This window comes from Enhydrobacter sp. (genome assembly GCF_030246845.1).
GTDB lineage: Bacteria > Pseudomonadota > Alphaproteobacteria > Reyranellales > Reyranellaceae > Reyranella.
Genome location: NZ_CP126889.1, coordinates 2073244 through 2086793, shown reverse-complemented (window position 1 = coordinate 2086793; position 13550 = coordinate 2073244). Strand labels below are relative to the sequence as shown.

The following is a 13550-nucleotide window of genomic DNA, read 5'->3' as shown; positions in this document are numbered from 1 at the left end:
TTCCCTTTTTATTCCAGAAGCGCGCTGTCTCGGAATCGACCGCGGTCGTCCTGTCGCGTTGCCAAGCGCGGGGCGACCGCCAACAGTTCGCGCGATCCAGGGAGCTGCGCAGAATGTTCTTTCTCCGCAAGGCCGGCGTCCTTCTGGCTGCGGTCTTGACCGCGATCGCGCTCCCGGCGACGGCGCAGGAACTGACGATCGGGTTGCGCAGCGAGCCCACCTCGCTCGATCCGCAATACCAGAACATTCCCGTCAACAACGCGATCGCCCTGCATCTTTTCGATGCGCTGGTCGCGCGCGACGAGAAGCTCAGGGCGGTGCCTGCCCTCGCCCTTTCGTGGAAGCCGCTGAGCGACACGGTCTGGGAATTCAGGCTGCGCCCCGACGTCCGATTCCAGGACGGCTCGCCTTTTACCGCGAAGGATGTGGTCTTCACCTACGAACGCGCGGCCAAGGTGCCCAACAGTCCCTCGCCCTTCACGGTGCTCACGCGCCAGATGACGCGACTCGAGATCGTCGACCCGCTGACGTTGCGCATCGCCACGGCGGCGCCGGCGCCGCTTCTGCCGGTCGATCTCGCGGGCCTGCCCATCCTGTCGCACACGGCGGCGGCGGGCGGCGCGCCCGAAGGCAAGACCACGGCCGAGCTCGATCGCGGGGTGGGCCTCGTCGGCACCGGACCGTTCAAGTTCGTGGAGTGGCAGCGCGGCGGCCCGCTGGTGCTGGCGCGCAACGACGATTATTGGGGACCGAAGCCGGCATGGGGCCAGGTCACGTTCCGGCCACTTCCGGACGCGGCGGCACGCGTCGCGGCTCTCGTCGCCGGCAGCGTCGACCTGATCGAGGATCCGCCGATCGCCGATCTGCCGAAGCTGCGCAAGGATCCGAAGGTCGCGCTGGCGCAGGCGCCGTCGAGCCGCCTGATCTATATCGCGCTCGACCAGTTCGCCGAACCGTCCCCCGGCATCCCCGACACCGACGGCAAGAATCCGCTGAAGGACAAGCGCGTGCGGCAGGCGTTGAGCGAGGCGATCAACCGCGGTGCGATCGTCGAGAAGGTGATGGACGGCGCCGCTCAGCCGGCCGGCGATTTCCTGCCGTGGCCCGCCTTCGGCGCGCGCAAGGATGCCCATCCGGACCGCTACGATCCGGCGGAGGCGCGACGGCTGCTCGCCGAGGCCGGCTATCCGAAGGGTTTCTCGATCACGCTGGGCACGCCCAACGGTCGCTACGCCCGGGACGCGCAGATCGCACAGGCGGTGGCCGACTACTGGGATCACGTCGGCGTCAAGACGGGAGTGGAAGCCAGCGAGCCGTCGGCCTTCTTCAAGAATCGCGACGAATTCAAGTACAGCGCCTATCTCGCCGGCTGGAACGCGGAAAGCGGCGAGATATCCAATCCCCTGCGCGCACTCGTCGCCACGCCCAGCCGCGAGAAGGGCATGGGCGGCAACAATCGCGGCCGCTATTCCAACCCGGCGGTGGACGCCAAGCTCGACGAGGCGCTGCGCACCGTCGACGACAAGGCGCGCGAGGCGCTCTTGCAGGAGGCGAGCCGGCTCGTCCTCGCCGACCACGGCATTCTGCCCATCGCGTTCGAGATGTCGCTGTGGGCGATGCGCAAGGGCCTCGCCTACGCCGCCCGCGCCGATCAGATGACGCTGGCGCAGTTCGTGAAGCCGGCGAAATAGCTCTCGCGGACCGCGAGCTAAGCGTCTCCCAGCTCGAGCTGCACGAGATTGACCCAGTAGGCCGCACCCGTCGTCAGGATCGCGTCGCTGAAATCGTAGAGCGGCGAATGGACGTTGTGGCAGCCGCCCTCGTCAGGACCGCCGTTCCCGATCATGATGTAGGCGCCGGGCTTCTTCTCCAGCATGAAGGCGAAATCCTCCGCGCCGGTGACGGGCGGCGTGTTGGGCTCGACCTTGTCGCGGCCCACGGTGAGTGCCGCCGCCTCGACGGCGATCGAGGTCTGCTCGATCGAATTGATGAGCGGCGGATAGCGGCGGAAATACTTGTACTCGGCGTCGCAGCCGCCGCCCTGGGCAATGCCGACCGCGAGCTCGCCCACGCGTCGTTCGAGGAGATCGCGCACGTCGGGCGTGAAGCTGCGCGCCGTGCCGCGGATCAGCACCTCCGACGGGATCACGTTGGGTGAGCCGGCCGTGCCGGCTGCGATATGGCCCACGCTCAGCACCGAGGCCTGCGTGGGCGGCACGTTGCGACCGATGATGCCCTGGAGGGCGACGATGAACTGGCCGGCGACGAAGGTCGGATCGGTGCCGCGGTACGGCATGGCGCCGTGGCCGCCGGTCCCCTTGAAGGTCACTTCCCAGCTATCGCTCGCCGCCAGCATCGGTCCCGACCGGATGGCGAAGTGGCCGCGAGGGAAGCCCGGCATGTTGTGCATGCCGTAGACGGCGTCGCAGTTGAACCTGTCGAACAGCCCCTCCTCGATCATCACCCGTGCGCCGCCTTGCCCTTCCTCGGCGGGCTGGAAGATGAAATGCACCGTGCCGCCGAAGTCCGGCGCGGCGGCGAGCTGCCTGGCCGCGCCCAGCAGCATGGTTGTGTGGCCGTCATGGCCGCAGGCATGCATTTTGTTGGGAATCGACGAGGCGTAGTCGAAGTCGTTCTTCTCCTGCAGATGGAGCGCATCCATGTCGGCACGCAGGCCGATCGTCTTCTGGCCCGGCCGCTTGCCCTTCAGCGTGCCCACGACCCCGGTGGTCGCCAGGCCGCGATGAACTTCGATCCCCCACGACTGCAATTTCTCCGCCACGATCTGCGACGTCCGCTCTTCCTCGAACGCCGTTTCCGGATGGCGATGGATGTCGCGCCGGATGGCGGTCAGCTCGGCCTGCTGGCCGGCCAGGAGATCGGGCGTAAAACGGGTCATGGTGCCTCCTCGCGTTGTGCGCGAAGACTAGCCGTCCGGCGGCGATCCCGTCGAGAGGACCCGACAGGAGACGACGATGATGACAGAAAAGCAGAAGATGCTCGCCGGCGAGCTGTACAAGCCGAGCGATCCCGAGCTTCAGGCCGACGCCCGGACAAATGCGGCCTGGCTCGCGCAGTACAACGCCTCCCGCGATCCCGACCAGCGCCGCGATCTGCTGTGCCGGCACTTCGCCTTCGTCGGCGAAGAAGCGACGATCCGGCCGCCCTTCTTCTGCGACTACGGCTTCAACATCCGCCTCGGCGCCGGCGCGTTCCTGAACTTCAACTGCGTCGTCCTCGACGTGGTCGCCGTGACGATCGGCGACAACACCCAGATCGGGCCGGCCGTCCAGATCCTGGCGGTCGACCATCCGCGCGAGCCGGATCTGCGACGCGCCGGCCTGGAGCTGGGACGTGCCGTCAGCGTCGGGCGCAACGTCTGGATCGGCGGCGGCGCATTGATCCTGCCGGGCGTGACGATCGGCGACGATGCGATCGTGGGCGCCGGAGCGGTCGTCACACGCGACGTCGCTCCCGGCGCCACGGTCGTCGGCAATCCGGCGCGCCGGCTGTCGCGATAGCCTGCCGAGCAGGCAACAGGGTGGCGCCGAGGCCGGCAACGGGGTAAATCCGCGCCGCCATGATCCTGTTCCCCGCGATCGACTTGAAGGACGGCAAGTGCGTGCGCCTGCTGCGCGGCGACATGGCCCGCGCCACGGTGTTCAACGACAGCCCGGCCGCCCAGGCGCGCGCCTTCACCACCGCGGGCTGCGAATGGCTGCATCTGGTCGATCTCAATGGCGCGGTCGAGGGCCATCCGGTCAATCGGGCGGCGGTGGTCGAGATCCTGAAGGCGGTCGACGTGCCGACCCAGCTTGGCGGCGGCATCCGCACCATCGAAAGCATCGCGCAATGGATCGAGGCCGGGGTCAAGCGTGTGATCCTCGGCACCATTGCGGTCAAGGAGCCGGGGCTCGTGAAGGCCGCCTGCAAGCAGTGGCCGGGCCGCATTGCGGTCGGCATCGACGCGCGCGACGGCATGGTCGCGGTCGACGGCTGGACCAAGCAGAGCACGGTGCGCGCGCTCGATCTTGCCCTGCGCTTCGAGGATGCGGGTGTCGCAGCCATCATCTACACCGACATCGACCGCGACGGCGCCATGGGCGGCGTCAATATCGACGCCACCATCACGCTGGCCCAGCATCTCACCACGCCGGTGATCGCTTCGGGCGGCGTCAGCTCGCTCGACGACCTGCGCGAGCTCCGGCCGGCCGAGGAGCACGGCATCATCGGCGCGATCGTGGGGCGCGCGCTCTATGACGGCCGCGTGACCGTGCCCGACGCCATCCGCGTCCTGTGCGAGGAGTGACGCGACCATGCTCAAGGTCCGCATCATCCCCTGCCTCGACGTCAAGGACGGCCGCGTCGTGAAGGGCGTGCAGTTCGTCGATCTGCGCGATGCCGGCGATCCGGTCGAGCAGGCGCGGGTCTACGATGCCGCCGGCGCCGACGAGCTCACCTTCCTCGACATCACGGCGAGCCACGAGAACCGCGACACCATTCTCGATGTCGTGGCGCGCACCGCCGAGCAGTGCTTCATGCCGCTTACCGTCGGCGGCGGCGTGCGCACGATCGAGGACATCCGCCGGCTCCTGCTGGCCGGCGCCGACAAAGTCTCGATCAATTCGGCCGCGGTGGCGCGGCCCGATTTCGTGCGCGAGGCGGCCGAGAAATACGGCGACCAGTGCATCGTCGTTGCGGTCGATGCGCGCCAGATCCGGCCCGGCGCCTGGGAGGTCTTCACCCACGGCGGACGCAAGGGCACCGGGCTCGACGCCGTCGCATGGGCAAGGCGCATGACCGACCATGGCGCCGGCGAGATCCTGCTCACGTCGATGGACCGCGACGGCACGAAGTCGGGCTTCGACATCGCCCTCACGCGCGCGGTGTCGGATGCGGTGCCGGTGCCGGTCGTGGCGTCGGGCGGCGTCGGCACGCTCGATCACCTGCTCGCAGGCGTGACCGAGGGCGGCGCGTCGGCGGTGCTGGCCGCCTCCATCTTCCATTTCGGCGAGTTCACCATCGCCCAGGCGAAGGAACATCTGGCGCGAGCCGGCGTTCCGATACGACAAACCTCGCACGCGCCGCGAACTTGACGTAAAGTATTCCTCAACGCCCCACCAAGAGGCGACGAGAGTTCCCCCTTCGATGGCCAAGAAAAAGAAAGCAAAGCGGAAGGCGCTGAAGAAGCGCCAGGAAGACGGCGGTGCCGACGAGCACGTGCTGGACCGTCTCTATGTCGTGATCGACAGCCGCAAAGGCGCCGATCCGAACACGTCCTACACCGCCCGCCTGTTCAGTCGCGGTCGCCAGCAGATCGCCAAGAAGCTGGGCGAGGAAGCGGTCGAGGCGCTGATCGAGGGCATTCGCGGCGATCGCTCCAAGCTGGTGGGCGAGAGCGCCGACATGCTCTATCACCTGCTGACCTTGTGGGCCGCGACCGGCGTCAAGCCGCAGGCCGTCTGGTCCGAGCTGGCGCGCCGCGAGGGCATCTCCGGCATCGCCGAGAAGGCGGCCCGCAAGCCTGCCTGAACGGGACGCCGACCCCGGTTGTCATTCCCGTCGCGGCGAACGATTCTCGGGCCTCACGCGAGGCGTTCCGAGTGCCGCATGCCGAGTTATGACCGCAACAATGTCTTCGCCCGCATCCTGCGCGGCGAGCTGCCATGCCGAAAAGTCTACGAGGACGAGTTCGCCCTCGCCTTCCACGACATCCGCCCGCTGGCGCCGGTCCATGTGCTGGTGGTGCCGAAGGGCGACTATGTCTCCAACGCCGACTTCGCCGCCTCGGCGCCGCCGGAGCTGATCGCGGGCTTCTGGCGCGCCGTCGGAGCGACCGCGCACAGGCTGGGCCTCGATCCGGACGGCTATCGTCTGGTCGCCAACCACGGTCCGCGGAGCGGCCAATCGGTGTTCCATTTCCATGTCCATATCTTCGGCGGCAAGGCGATGCCGCACGACATGACCAGGCTGCCCACGGCCGACGCCAGGCCATGATTGGCCGGCGCCTCCTGCTTGCCGGCGCCGCCATGCTGGCCGCGACGGAGACGCGCGCCCAGTATTTTCCGCGCGGCATCAAGGAGCACGAGTTGCACTTCGCCGGCAGCGGCGGCGTGGCGCTGGCCGGCACCCTCGTTCTGCCCGCGATCAGCGAGATCGAGCGGGTGCCGGGCGTGGTGCTGGTCGCCGGCAGCGGCCCGACCGACCGAGACGGCAACAATCCGCTCATTCCCGTGCGCGTCGATCTTCTGAAGGAGATCGCCCGATCGCTGGGCCGCGCCGGCATCGCGACCCTCCGCTACGACAAGCGCGGCATCGGCGGTTCGGCGATCCATCAACGAGATGCCGCCGATCGCCAGGAAAGCTATTTCACCTGGGACCAGTTCGTGAGCGACGTGCAGGCGGCTCATGCCGAGCTGGTGCGACACGACGAAATCAAGTCCTACGCGACGGCCCTGCTCGGCCACAGCGAGGGCGGGCTGCTCGCGATCGCGGCCACTGCGGCCATGGGCAAGAAGCGGCCCTACGCCCTCGTGCTGGCGTCGACGCCCGGACGGCCGCTGGGCCAGATCGTGCGCGAGCAGATCGCCCGCAGCATGCCGTCGCTCGGCCCGACCGCCGAGCGCATCATGGCCGCGATCCGCGATTCCGGCCAGGTGCCGCGCGACGTGCCATCGGCATTCCGGGCGGTCTTCCCCGCCTATGCCGGCGCTTTCCTGAAGGCCGCGTTCGCCTTCGATCCGGCGGCGACGCTCGCCCGCACCGACATCCCGTGTCTGCTGCTGCAGGGGGACGCCGACATCCAGGTGGTGCCGCCGCGCGACGTGCAGCCGCTGCTCGACACCCTGGCCCGGCGAAACGCGCCCGGCGAGGCGCTGATCGCACCGATGGTGAGCCACAACCTCAAGCTCGTGACAGGACCCGACGATCCGGGTTTCGCGGGGCCGATCGCGCCGGCCATCGAGATCAAGCTTGTCGGCTGGCTCCGCCATCTGCTCGCCGCGCCCTCCGCCCTCTGAGCGATTTCACGGACGGCCTGCCGCCCTGGCGCGGGAACGGCGGGCAGGTGCTGCCGCCGCGCCGCGTCGCGGCAGGCCGGGGAATCCGGCGGCAATCTCCTCCGGCGGGAACTGGGCCAGCCGATGCAGCGTGAGGTCGATGTGCTCCTCGGTCAGCCGGCAGGCCAGCGCGACGTCGCGGGCGAGCGCCGCCTCCATGATCGCCCGATGCTCGTCCTGGATGTTCGGCCGGATGCCGCCCTTGGCGACGGAGAGGTGGCGATAGCGGCGGGCATTGTCGTAGAGCACGCTGCGGAAGCGACGTACCCAGGGCGAGCGGCAGGCGGCGACCAGCGCCTCGTGAAAGACGTGATTGCGCTCGTTGTAGGCATCGACCAGCGCCTCCGAACTGTTGAGGCGCTCGAGGTCGAGGAGGTTGAGCTTGTGGAACGCGGCCACGATGCCCGCCTCCCAGTCCTCGTCGCCGTTGGCGATCGCCTCGCGCAAGGCCAGCGTCTCCATCATCTTGCGCAGGCCGCAGATTTCGCGGAAATCCTCGATCGACATCGGCACGACGCGAAAGCCCTGCTGGCCCTCGGCCGTGACCAGCGAGTCGGCGACCAGGAGCGACAGTGCCTCGCGCAGCGTGCTGGAGGCGACGCCATATTCCTTGCGCAGCCGCTCGATCTTGAGCTTCTCGCCCGGCGCGAGATGGCCGCGGATGATGTTGGTCTTGAGCCGCTTGTAGGCGTATTCGATCAGCGTCTTGGCGTCCCGCCGATGGCGCCGGTCCTTTTCCTCCGGCGTCTCGACGGGCTTGACGGTCGGCAGCGAACGCTCAGGCGGCGACATCGAACCAGACATGGACCTGGCCCGTGCCGGCGGCATTCTCGTAGGCCGACATCTGCCTGCCGACGGCCTTGCAGCCGGCCCCTCCCAGGGCGCCGACGGTCATCAGGTAGTGGGCGAAGAAGCCCTCCGGATTGTGCGCGCGATAGGCCGGATAGAGCGCGATGACGCCGGCATGGTCGCCGCGCTCCCAGCATTCGAGCACCTTGTGGTCCATGTCGCGCGCCTCGGCCGTCACGACGAGGGCGGGATCGGGCTTCATGTGATCCATGATCGTGTCGAGGGGCTCGAAGCTGTGGCTCATTCCGCCCGCCGCGAGGAGAGCGACGCGACAGTCCGTGTTCGCAATCCCTTCGGCGATTGCGCCGCCCATGTCGAGAAAATTGTGGCACTGCGCGACCTGGCAGGTGCCGATCGACAGGATCTTCTCGTCCCGGCGCAGATAGTGCACGAGATTGATGGTGGGATAGTGCAGCGGAATGTTGGGCTTGTCGTAGTTCAGCACGCGCTGCCCGCGCGCCGTCGCCGCCGCGGCGATCGCCTTGGCGAGCTCGGGAGCGCCGGGATAGTCGTAGGGAACGTCGGACAGGAACTCCGGCAGCTCCTCCGACGTGTAGAGGCCCTTGTAGTGCGGCGCACCGGCCAGGATGTGGTTGAGCGTGGTGAACCAGTGCGTGTCGAAGATGATGAAGGTGTCGGGCCGCACCCGGTCGAGCGCCGCGCGCATGGTCTCGAAGCCCGCGACCAGCGTCGTATCCTTCCCGCCGTACAGCTCGAGCCGAAGCGCGCTCGGCAACATGATTCCCGGCTGATGGCTGACGACCGCAGCGGCAACGATTTTGCCCATTTGTCCCTCCCGCAGCGCCGTTCTTGCTGATGCCGGCGATGGTCGGCATCGCTTGACGACTGTCAACAAAAATATCGACATTCTATGTTGGTTATCGATAATGCGCAGCAAGAATGCCGTCGCCGAACGGCGCCATGTGGGAGGAAACCATGCGCAGGATTCCCGTCGTCGACCGGCGTTCCGTCCTCAAGGGTGCCGCCGCAGCCGGCGCGGCAAGCCTGCTGGCCCGACCGGCCTTCGCCGTGCCGCGCACGCTGAAGATCGGACTGGTGGCGCCGCAGACCGGGCCGATCAGCCTGTTTTCCGAGCACATCCCCTTTGTGCTCGACCAGATCAAGCGGGCGACCGGCGGCAATCTCAAGATCGGCGGCACCAACCGGCCGTTCGAGATCATCGTCAGGGACAGCCAGTCCAATCCCAACCGCGCCTCGGAGGTGGCCAGCGACCTGATCCTGAAGGACAAGGTCGACATCATGTGCGCCTTCGCGACGCCGGAGACGGTCAATCCGGTGTCCGATCAGTGCGAGCTCAACGCCGTGCCCTGCATCTCCAACGACGCGCCGCTCGAGTCGTGGTTCTTCGGCCGGCACGGCGATCCGAAGAAGGGCTTCGACTGGACCTACAACTACTTCTTCTCGGGCGACGAGGTGATCCACGCCATGCTGTCGATGTGGGGCCGGATCCCGACCAACAAGAAACTTGGCGTGCTGTGGCCGAACGACGACGACGGCAATGTGTTCGCCCGCGTCATGCCGCCGCCGATCACCGGCGCCGGCTTCACCATCGTCGATCCGGGCCGGTTCGACCTGCCGGCCAACAACTTCGACGCGCAGATCGCCGCCTTCAAGGCTGGCGGGGCCGAAGGCGTGATGACGGTGACGCCGGCGCCGGAGTTCACTGTGTTCTGGAACAGCAGCGCCCAGCAGGGCTTCAGGCCCAAGCTCGTGACGCCGGGCAAGGTCGCCGAGTTCCCGCCGGGCGTCTATCCGTTCGGCGACCGCGCCGTCAACTTCAGCATCGAGGTCTGGTGGTCGCGCTTCCACCCGTTCTCCTCGGGGCTCACCGGCCAGACCTCGGCGCAGCTCGCCGACGAATACGAGAAGGTGAGCGGCCGGCAGGGCTCGATGGCGCTCGGCTTCCGCCACGCCCTGTTCGAGACCGCGTTCGACGCCCTGAAGCGGGCGCACGATCTCGACAAGCGCGAATCGGTGCGCGATGCCATCCGCGACATGGACTACAAGTCGATCGTCGGGCCGGTGAACTTCAGGAAGGGCCCGCTGCCCAACACCTCGCTGACGCCGGTCGTCGGCGGCCAGTGGCGAAAGGGCAAGAAATGGCCACTGGAGCTGGTGATCGTCGACAACAAATACGCCCCGGAAATCCCGGCCGGCGGCGAGCCGGAGGCGATCACCTACAGCTAGACGCAACCGCACAGCGCGGCGTCCTATTCCGCTCATCGTCGGCGAGGCAATGACAGAGCGTTCGACCGTCCTCGAGATCGCCGGCCTTGCCAAGCGTTTCGGCGGCCTCACTGTGATCGACGGCCTCGACCTCACGGTGGGCGACCGCGAAATCCTCGGCATCATCGGCCCCAATGGCGCGGGCAAGACGACGCTGTTCAACCTCGTGGCGGGAGTGCTGCAGCCTTCCGCCGGCACCATCCGCTACAATGGCCGCGAGATCGGCCGCCTCAGGACCTGGGATCGCTGCCGTCTCGGCATCGGCCGCACCTATCAGATCCCCAAGCCGTTCACGCACCTGACCGTGTTCGAAAACGTGCTGGCGGCGGCAGTGCACGGCGCGGCCAAGAGCCTTCGCGCCGCGCGCGAGCAGGCCGAGGCGATGCTGGAGATCACCGGTCTCTCCGCGGACCATGGCCGCCCCGCCGGGCAGCTCACGCTGCTCGATCTCAAGCGGCTCGAGCTCTGCCGTGCCCTGGCGGTCGGGCCCCGGCTCCTGTTGCTGGACGAGATCGCAGGCGGGCTCACCGATGCCGAGGTCGACACGCTTCTCGGCATCATCCGGCGCGTGCACGGAGAGGGCACCGCCATTGTCTGGATCGAGCATGTCATCCGCGCGCTGCGCGGCCTCTGCCACCGCATCGCCGTGCTGCACGAGGGCTCGTTCGTCGCGATCGGCGAGCCCCAAGCAGTGCTGGCGGATGCCCGCATCAGAAGCATCTATCTCGGCGAATGAGGCGGCGATGACGGTGCCGGCGGATACGCCCCTGCTCTCGATCGAGGGACTGTCGGTCTACCATGCGCAGTTCCGCGCGCTGAATAGTGTCGACATCTCGGTCGGCCCAGGCGAGATCGTGTCGATCATCGGCGCCAACGGCGCCGGCAAGTCGTCGCTGCTCAAGGCGATCGTCGCCCAGGTCGACCGCATCGAAGGCCGTATCCTGTTCGCCGGCGAGGACATTGCGCATCGCTCCACGCCCGCCATCGCCGCGTCGGGCATCGCCCTGGTTCCCGAAGGTCGCCGGCTGTTCCCCTCCCTCACGGTCGAGGAGAACCTCGAGATCGGCTGGCAGGTCGGCCGCAAGGCGGGCGGCGTCCGCCTCGACGAGGTGTTCGATCTCTTTCCAGCGCTGCGCGACAAGCGGCGCCAGCCCGCCTGGCAGCTCTCGGGCGGCCAGCAGCAGATGGTGGCGCTCGGCCGCGCCCTGCTCGCCGATCCGCGCCTGCTGCTGTGCGACGAGATCAGCCTCGGCCTCGCCCCGGCGGTCGTGAACGATCTCTACGCCCTGCTACTGTCGATCAACCGGCGCGGCATCGGCGTGCTGCTGGTCGAGCAGGACATCCGCCGCTCGCTGGCCATCGCCAGCCGCTTCTACTGCCTGCTCGAAGGCCGCATCTCGCTCACCGGCCGACCCGGCGATTTCGACCGCGACACTATCACCCGGCACTATTTCGGATCCTGAAGCCGCATGCTTGCCACCTACCTCAACCTCGTCGTCCAGGGCGTGCTGCTGGGCGGGCTCTACGCGATCTTCGCCCTGGGGCTCTCGCTCTCGGTCGGGGTGATGCGCTTCGTCAACATCGCGCACGGCGACTTCATCGTCCTCGTCTCGTTCCTGCTGCTCACGGTGGCGACGGCGCTGCACATCAACGTGCTGCTGGCGCTCCTGCTGGTGATCCCGCTGGCCTTCGCCGGCGGCTATCTGCTGCAGCGGATTCTGCTGCAGCGGGTCGTCGGCGAGAACGTACTGCTGCCGCTGCTCGTCACCTTCGGCCTGTCGATCATCGTGCAGAACGGCCTGCTGCAAGGCTTCGGCGCCGACACGCGTACCCTCTCCGCCGGCCGGCTCGACACGTCGAGCCTGCAGATCGGTGGCCTCTATGTCGGCGTCCTGCCGGTCGCGACCTTCGTGCTCGCCATCGTCTTGGTGCTGGGCCTCGAGTGGCTGCTCTATCGCTCGCGGATCGGCGCCGGCATCCGCGCCGTGGCCGACGATGTCGCCGCCGCCAACCTGATCGGCCTCTCGTCGGCGCGGATCTACGCCATCGCCATGGGCATCGTCGGCGTCACCGTGGCGATCGCCGCCTGCTTCATGGGGCTGCGCATGAACTTCGATCCCACCAGCGGGCCGAGCCGGCTGCTGGTCGCCTTCGAGGTCGTGGTGCTGGGCGGGCTCGGCAGCCTGCGCGGCACTTTGCTGGGCGGCATCGTGCTCGGCATCGCCCAGACGCTGGGCGGCCAGATCGATGGTGCCTGGCAGGTTCTGGCCGGCCACCTCGTTTTCCTGGCCATTTTCCTGCTGCGGCCGCAAGGCCTCCTGCCACGGTACTAGAGGCCGAATTGCGCAGGCATCAGCATCTCTCGATTGCCGGCGGCCGCGCGGTCCTCGCCGTGGCCGCACTTGCCCTCCTCGCCGCTCCCACCTTCCTCGACGCGGGCGGCCTCACGGTGCTGACGGAATTCCTCTGCCTGCTGGTGCTGGCCCTGATGTGGAACCTGCTGGCAGGCTATGCCGATATCGTGACGGTAGGCCAGCATGCCTTCGTGGGCGTAGGGGCCTATGCCTTCTACGGCGCGGTGGTGCTGCTGGGCGTCGACCCGTATCTCGCCTTCGGTGCGGCGGCACTGACCGCCTTCGTCATCGCGCTGCCGGCGATGCTGATCGTCTTCCGCCTGCGCGCCGCCTATCTCGCGGTCGGCACCTGGGTGGTGGCCGAGGTGCTGATGCTGATCGCGGGCAAGCTGCCGGGCTTCGGCTTCGGCTCGGGCGTCAGCCTGCCGGTCCGCGTCGCCCGCGAGTTCGGCGCCCGGCCCGACGCGCGCTTCGCCACCATCTACTGGCTCGCCTTCGCGCTGGCGGCGGCGGCCTTCGCCAGCACCTGGCTGCTGCTGCGCTCGCGCATCGGGCTCGGCCTCATGGCGATGCGCGACAACGAGGAGGCGGCGGGCGCGATGGGCGTCCACCTCGTGCGCGCACGCATCGTCTGCTTCCTGTGGACCGCGCCGTTCCTCGGCCTGGCGGGCGCCATCATCACGCTGCAGAAGCTGCGCATCTCGCCGCCCGCCTCGTTCAGCATCATCGACTGGACGGTGTTCGTCATCTTCAACGTCGTGATCGGCGGCATCGGCAGCCTCGAAGGCCCGATCCTGGGGACGGTGCTGTTCTTCCTGCTGCGCGAATATCTCGCGCAGCTCGGCACATGGCACCTCATCATCCTGGGCACGCTCTCGATTGCCGTCATCCTGATCGAGCCGCGCGGGTTGTGGGGCCTGCTGAGGCGCGCGCTGGGCGGCGACCTCATTCCCGTCTCGCATCGGGCACGGCCCGGTTTCGGCGCCGGGCGCAAGCCGGGCGCTTGATCGCCGTGCCCGCGGCTCCGATCATTGCGCCCACA

15 protein-coding genes are annotated in these 13550 nt (G+C 68.1%); 12 read left to right on the top strand and 3 right to left on the bottom strand.

The window, feature by feature from the left end:
• Positions 1-113 precede the first annotated feature (113 nt).
• A complete protein-coding gene (locus tag OJF58_RS10480) occupies positions 114-1691 on the top strand; it encodes an ABC transporter substrate-binding protein (RefSeq protein ID WP_300784075.1) in 1578 nt (525 codons plus the stop codon).
• 17 nt (positions 1692-1708) lie between these two features.
• On the opposite strand, the gene OJF58_RS10475 is transcribed toward OJF58_RS10480, so the two are convergent.
• Positions 1709-2899, bottom strand: a complete 1191-nt coding sequence (locus OJF58_RS10475; RefSeq protein ID WP_300784074.1) for a M20 aminoacylase family protein — start codon at positions 2897-2899, stop codon at positions 1709-1711.
• Positions 2900-2975: 76 nt separating this feature from the next.
• Here OJF58_RS10475 and OJF58_RS10470 point away from each other — a divergent pair, with 76 nt between their 5' ends.
• The 6 genes from OJF58_RS10470 to OJF58_RS10445 all read left to right on the top strand — a co-directional run bounded on the left by OJF58_RS10470 (position 2976) and on the right by OJF58_RS10445 (position 7019).
• Entirely contained in the window at positions 2976-3521 is a 546-nt protein-coding gene (locus tag OJF58_RS10470; protein WP_300784072.1) for a sugar O-acetyltransferase, read from the top strand.
• Positions 3522-3580: 59 nt separating this feature from the next.
• Positions 3581-4309 (top strand): 1-(5-phosphoribosyl)-5-[(5-phosphoribosylamino)methylideneamino]imidazole-4-carboxamide isomerase, encoded by a 729-nt coding sequence (gene hisA, locus OJF58_RS10465; protein ID WP_300784070.1) that lies wholly within the window; start codon positions 3581-3583, stop codon positions 4307-4309.
• Between the two features lie 7 nt (positions 4310-4316).
• Positions 4317-5096: an imidazole glycerol phosphate synthase subunit HisF gene (hisF, locus tag OJF58_RS10460; RefSeq protein ID WP_300784069.1), complete on the top strand. Its 780-nt coding sequence runs from the start codon at positions 4317-4319 to the stop codon at positions 5094-5096.
• A gap of 52 nt (positions 5097-5148) precedes the next feature.
• The gene (locus OJF58_RS10455; protein WP_300784068.1) at positions 5149-5532 is read left to right on the top strand and encodes a phosphoribosyl-ATP diphosphatase; all 384 of its coding nucleotides are present in this window, start codon (positions 5149-5151) and stop codon (positions 5530-5532) included.
• 78 nt (positions 5533-5610) lie between these two features.
• Positions 5611-5997 (top strand): histidine triad nucleotide-binding protein, encoded by a 387-nt coding sequence (locus OJF58_RS10450; protein WP_300784066.1) that lies wholly within the window; start codon positions 5611-5613, stop codon positions 5995-5997.
• Positions 5994-7019 (top strand): alpha/beta fold hydrolase, encoded by a 1026-nt coding sequence (locus tag OJF58_RS10445; protein WP_300784065.1) that lies wholly within the window; start codon positions 5994-5996, stop codon positions 7017-7019. Before OJF58_RS10450 ends, OJF58_RS10445 begins: the two co-directional genes overlap by 4 nt.
• 6 nt (positions 7020-7025) lie before the next feature.
• Here OJF58_RS10445 and OJF58_RS10440 read toward each other — a convergent pair whose 3' ends face one another.
• Positions 7026-7850: an FCD domain-containing protein gene (locus OJF58_RS10440; RefSeq protein ID WP_300784063.1), complete on the bottom strand. Its 825-nt coding sequence runs from the start codon at positions 7848-7850 to the stop codon at positions 7026-7028.
• A complete protein-coding gene (locus OJF58_RS10435) occupies positions 7837-8694 on the bottom strand; it encodes a hypothetical protein (protein WP_300784061.1) in 858 nt (285 codons plus the stop codon). Before OJF58_RS10435 ends, OJF58_RS10440 begins: the two co-directional genes overlap by 14 nt.
• A gap of 149 nt (positions 8695-8843) precedes the next feature.
• Between OJF58_RS10435 and OJF58_RS10430 the strand changes: the two genes are divergently transcribed.
• The 5 genes from OJF58_RS10430 to OJF58_RS10410 are packed head-to-tail and all read left to right on the top strand — an operon-like array spanning position 8844 to position 13515.
• Positions 8844-10115, top strand: a complete 1272-nt coding sequence (locus OJF58_RS10430; protein WP_300784059.1) for an ABC transporter substrate-binding protein — start codon at positions 8844-8846, stop codon at positions 10113-10115.
• 49 nt (positions 10116-10164) lie between these two features.
• Entirely contained in the window at positions 10165-10890 is a 726-nt protein-coding gene (locus tag OJF58_RS10425) for an ABC transporter ATP-binding protein (protein ID WP_300784056.1), read from the top strand.
• Between the two features lie 7 nt (positions 10891-10897).
• Positions 10898-11617, top strand: a complete 720-nt coding sequence (locus OJF58_RS10420) for an ABC transporter ATP-binding protein (RefSeq protein WP_300784054.1) — start codon at positions 10898-10900, stop codon at positions 11615-11617.
• A 6-nt stretch (positions 11618-11623) separates the two neighbouring features.
• The gene (locus OJF58_RS10415; RefSeq protein ID WP_300784053.1) at positions 11624-12487 is read left to right on the top strand and encodes a branched-chain amino acid ABC transporter permease; all 864 of its coding nucleotides are present in this window, start codon (positions 11624-11626) and stop codon (positions 12485-12487) included.
• Positions 12488-12495: 8 nt separating this feature from the next.
• Complete coding sequence (locus tag OJF58_RS10410; protein WP_300784051.1) at positions 12496-13515, top strand: branched-chain amino acid ABC transporter permease; 1020 nt, start codon at positions 12496-12498, stop codon at positions 13513-13515.
• The last annotated feature ends 35 nt before the right edge of the window (positions 13516-13550 follow it).

Excerpts from the sequence above, each read along its gene's own strand:
- OJF58_RS10480 (WP_300784075.1), top strand. The coding sequence starts at position 114 with ATGTTCTTTCTCCGCAAGGCCGGCGTCCTTCTGGCTGCGGTCTTGACC.
- OJF58_RS10475 (WP_300784074.1), bottom strand. The coding sequence starts at position 2,899 with ATGACCCGTTTTACGCCCGATCTCCTGGCCGGCCAGCAGGCCGAGCTG.
- OJF58_RS10470 (WP_300784072.1), top strand. The coding sequence starts at position 2,976 with ATGATGACAGAAAAGCAGAAGATGCTCGCCGGCGAGCTGTACAAGCCG.
- hisA (WP_300784070.1), top strand. The coding sequence starts at position 3,581 with ATGATCCTGTTCCCCGCGATCGACTTGAAGGACGGCAAGTGCGTGCGC.
- hisF (WP_300784069.1), top strand. The coding sequence starts at position 4,317 with ATGCTCAAGGTCCGCATCATCCCCTGCCTCGACGTCAAGGACGGCCGC.
- OJF58_RS10455 (WP_300784068.1), top strand. The coding sequence starts at position 5,149 with ATGGCCAAGAAAAAGAAAGCAAAGCGGAAGGCGCTGAAGAAGCGCCAG.
- OJF58_RS10450 (WP_300784066.1), top strand. The coding sequence starts at position 5,611 with ATGCCGAGTTATGACCGCAACAATGTCTTCGCCCGCATCCTGCGCGGC.
- OJF58_RS10445 (WP_300784065.1), top strand. The coding sequence starts at position 5,994 with ATGATTGGCCGGCGCCTCCTGCTTGCCGGCGCCGCCATGCTGGCCGCG.
- OJF58_RS10440 (WP_300784063.1), bottom strand. The coding sequence starts at position 7,850 with ATGTCGCCGCCTGAGCGTTCGCTGCCGACCGTCAAGCCCGTCGAGACG.
- OJF58_RS10435 (WP_300784061.1), bottom strand. The coding sequence starts at position 8,694 with ATGGGCAAAATCGTTGCCGCTGCGGTCGTCAGCCATCAGCCGGGAATC.
- OJF58_RS10430 (WP_300784059.1), top strand. The coding sequence starts at position 8,844 with ATGCGCAGGATTCCCGTCGTCGACCGGCGTTCCGTCCTCAAGGGTGCC.
- OJF58_RS10425 (WP_300784056.1), top strand. The coding sequence starts at position 10,165 with ATGACAGAGCGTTCGACCGTCCTCGAGATCGCCGGCCTTGCCAAGCGT.
- OJF58_RS10420 (WP_300784054.1), top strand. The coding sequence starts at position 10,898 with ATGACGGTGCCGGCGGATACGCCCCTGCTCTCGATCGAGGGACTGTCG.
- OJF58_RS10415 (WP_300784053.1), top strand. The coding sequence starts at position 11,624 with ATGCTTGCCACCTACCTCAACCTCGTCGTCCAGGGCGTGCTGCTGGGC.